The sequence below is a fragment of the Maribacter sp. ACAM166 genome (genome assembly GCF_005771495.1).
In the GTDB taxonomy this organism is placed as follows: domain Bacteria; phylum Bacteroidota; class Bacteroidia; order Flavobacteriales; family Flavobacteriaceae; genus Maribacter.
This window is the reverse complement of record NZ_VAUW01000081.1, coordinates 1-3,230: the sequence shown is the minus strand read 5'-3', so window position 1 is coordinate 3,230 and position 3,230 is coordinate 1. Positions and strand designations below refer to the sequence as shown.

The 3,230-nt window shown below is 36.9% G+C and carries 3 protein-coding genes and 1 pseudogene; all 4 read left to right on the top strand.

All coding sequences use genetic code 11. The features are described 5' to 3' along the window. Positions 1 to 170 precede the first annotated feature (170 nt). On the top strand, positions 171 to 1,103 hold the full coding sequence (locus ES765_RS21340) for a WD40 repeat domain-containing protein (protein ID WP_138116533.1): 933 nt from the start codon (positions 171 to 173) through the stop codon (positions 1,101 to 1,103). Between the two features lie 71 nt (positions 1,104 to 1,174). Further along, positions 1,175 to 2,272 carry an Mrp/NBP35 family ATP-binding protein gene (locus ES765_RS21335; protein ID WP_138116531.1) on the top strand — a complete coding sequence of 366 codons (1,098 nt, stop codon included), beginning with the start codon at positions 1,175 to 1,177 and terminating at the stop codon, positions 2,270 to 2,272. A 190-nt stretch (positions 2,273 to 2,462) separates the two neighbouring features. After that, on the top strand, positions 2,463 to 2,873 hold the full coding sequence (locus tag ES765_RS21330) for a BrxA/BrxB family bacilliredoxin (RefSeq protein WP_138116529.1): 411 nt from the start codon (positions 2,463 to 2,465) through the stop codon (positions 2,871 to 2,873). A 32-nt stretch (positions 2,874 to 2,905) separates the two neighbouring features. Then, positions 2,906 to 3,230, top strand: a pseudogene (locus ES765_RS21325) (ABC transporter ATPase); the annotation flags it as partial.

The window sequence follows — 3,230 nt, the reverse complement described above, 5'->3', positions numbered from 1 at the left end:
GTTGGAAAAAATATTAGAATTCCACTTACTTACAGTATCAGTGAGAGACAAGTTGAACATATCTTAAAAGGTGGGGTTATTAATTTTGTAAAGCAAAAATAATTTTTCGGCATAGTATTATTAAATGACACTTCTAAATATTAGATTTTTTTAGGCGAACGATAAAATAAATGGAGACAATAAAAGAAATGAGTATTGATGTAAAATACATCGCAACACTTACCGGACACAGCGGTTGTGTATACGCGATGGATAAAGGCATGTCTGAGCACACTGTTTTTACAGGTGGCAGTGATCGGTTTATCGCATTATGGAATTTAGAAACCCAGCAAGCCGAAAAGTTTTCAGCATCATTGCCAGCACCTATTTATACCATTTGTCATATTCCTGAAAAAAACATATTGCTTGCAGGAACAACTACAGGAAGTATTCACATACTTGATTTAGAGAAAAAAGAAGAAATCAAAATACTGCAACATCATCAGGCACCCGTTTTTGATATAAAATATTCATTAAAAACCAATTGTTTTTATACAGCCGGTGGCGATGGTAATTTAGCAGTTTGCTCATTCGATACGTTATCATTGATTAAAATGAAAAAACTATCACATGAGAAAGTACGCAGCATTGATTTTAATTATACGACTTCCGAAATAGCCGTTGCCTTAGGTGATTGCAACATTCTTGTATTTGACTTGCACACATTGGATCATAAAAAAGATTTTATTGCGCATGAGCTTGCAGCAAATGTTGTGCGGTACAGCCCTGACGGGAAATTTCTTTTAACAGGAGGAAGAGATGCTCATTTGAATATTTGGCAAGTAGGAAATTATGAATTAGTAAAGTCAATTCCTGCCCATAATTGGGCTATTTACGATATCGTATTTAATCCTGACGCGACCTTATTTGCAACTGCCAGCCGTGATAAAACGATCAAAATTTGGGATGCAAAAACATATCAATTATTAAAACGCATCACAAAAGAAAATTTTGAAGCACATACACATTCTGTAAATAAATTAATCTGGAGTACGTATCATAATTATTTGGTTTCTGCCGGTGATGATAGAATGGTTATGGTAAGGGAAGTAAATACAATATAAAATTTGACAGCAAGTTAAATTTAGCGAATCGTTTTCACAAAAAAATAATATAAACTGGAAGGAGGGCAAAAATGAACATAACGAAAGAACAAGTTTTAGAAGCGTTAAAAAATGTAGAAGATCCAGATTTAAAAAAAGATTTGGTAACGCTTGGTATGATAAAGGATTTAGAAGTAGCTGGTAAAAGCGTCCGTTTTACCGTAGTACTTACAACACCTGCTTGCCCAATGAAAGAAATGATTCATAAGGCTTGCGTAAATGCAGTTTTGCATTATATAGATGAAGAAGCAAATGTAAATGTGAAAATGACATCTGATGTGACATCGCGGAAAGGCAGTGGACCTATGTTGCCAAACGTAAAAAACATTATTGGGGTAGCATCAGGCAAAGGAGGTGTCGGGAAATCAACAGTGGCTTCCAACTTAGCTTTAGCTTTGGTGAAGTTAGGTGCATCGGTTGGTTTGGTTGATGCCGATATTTATGGTCCCTCACAAACCATTATGTTTGATGTAATGGATGCAAAACCAATGACTAAAGAGATTGACGGTGTAAATAAAATGATTCCCATAGAAAGTTTTGGTGTCAAATTATTATCTATCGGATTTTTTGTGGATACTTCCCAAGCCCTTGTATGGCGTGGGCCAATGGCATCAAAAGCGGTTGTTCAATTGTTTCAGGAAGCACATTGGGGGGAATTAGATTATATGATTATTGATTTACCTCCCGGAACTGGTGACATTCATTTAACGTTGGTTGGTGCCGTTCCTTTGAATGGGGTAGTAATTGTAAGCACTCCTCAATTTGTAGCGTTGGCAGATGCGAAAAAAGGAGTTGGAATGTTTCAGTTACCATCAATAAATGTACCTGTTTTAGGCATTGTAGAAAACATGTCTTATTTCAGTCCGCCAGACGAGCCTGAGAAGCTATATTATATTTTTGGTAAAGACGGAGCAAAAAAACTTGCAGAAGAATTAGAAGTCCCATTATTGGGTGAAATACCATTGGTACAAAGCATCTGCGAATCTGGTGATTCGGGAAACCCAGCTGTACTTCAAGATAACACACCGCAAGCTATTGCCTATATGGAAATGGCACGTAAGGTGGCACAACAAGTGTCTATACAAAATGCAAAAGAACCAATAGTTAAGGTGGCAGATGTTAAATGGTAAAATATCAAAATGACGCTTGGTATCGCGCAAAAATCCAATTAATGGACTTATAAAACATAACTTTTATCCCGTTTTTAATATAGGGTCAAGCGAATAATTTATAATTACGAGTACAAATTAAAAACTATATAGAGTTTATTAGGGTTCTCTTTAAAACCTTGAATTTATTTTAATTCTTAAATTTTACACTATGTATCCAGAACAATTAGTAATGCCAATGAAGGAAGAACTTACCTCTGTTGGTTTTGAAGACCTCCGCAACGCTGCGGAAGTAGATGCTGCCGTTAACTCAAAAGGCACCGTGTTAGTAGTTGTTAATTCAGTTTGTGGATGTGCTGCCGGTGCCGCACGCCCAGGAGTAAAACTTTCTTTGTTAGAAACCAAGCGCCCTGACCGTATTACAACTGTGTTTGCCGGCTTTGACGCTGTAGCTACTGAACAAGCACGCAAACATTTTCTACCCTTTCCTCCGTCATCGCCTTGTGTAGGATTGTTCAAAGATGGAAAATTGGTTCATTTTATAGAACGACACCATATTGAAGGAAAGTCGGCAGAGCTGATTGCCGATAACCTAAAGGCCGCTTTTGAAGAGAATTGTTAACAATAAGGCTATAAATGATAAATTTTAAAGATATGCCATTGCACTCACGGGTATGGATATACCAATCTATCCGTGAGTTTTCTGAAACTGAAAGTACGCAACTAAAAACTAAAGCAGAACGTTTTATTTCTGAGTGGACTTCGCACGGAAAAACGATGAATGCTTGCATTGAAATCTTTCACAATCGTTTTATTATAGTATGCGTAGATGAAAAAACTACTTCGACCAGCGGATGCGGAATTGACAAGTCGGTAAAATTCATTCAGCAGTTGGAATCCGACTTAGGCGGAAACACTTCTCTCCTTGATAGAATGAATGTTGCTTACAGAAAGAATGCCCACCTGAATGACGAAGTCG

Coding starts and splice junctions, on each gene's coding strand:
- ES765_RS21340 (WP_138116533.1), top strand. CDS start 171: ATGGAGACAATAAAAGAAATGAGTATTGATGTAAAATACATCGCAACA.
- ES765_RS21335 (WP_138116531.1), top strand. CDS start 1,175: ATGAACATAACGAAAGAACAAGTTTTAGAAGCGTTAAAAAATGTAGAA.
- ES765_RS21330 (WP_138116529.1), top strand. CDS start 2,463: ATGTATCCAGAACAATTAGTAATGCCAATGAAGGAAGAACTTACCTCT.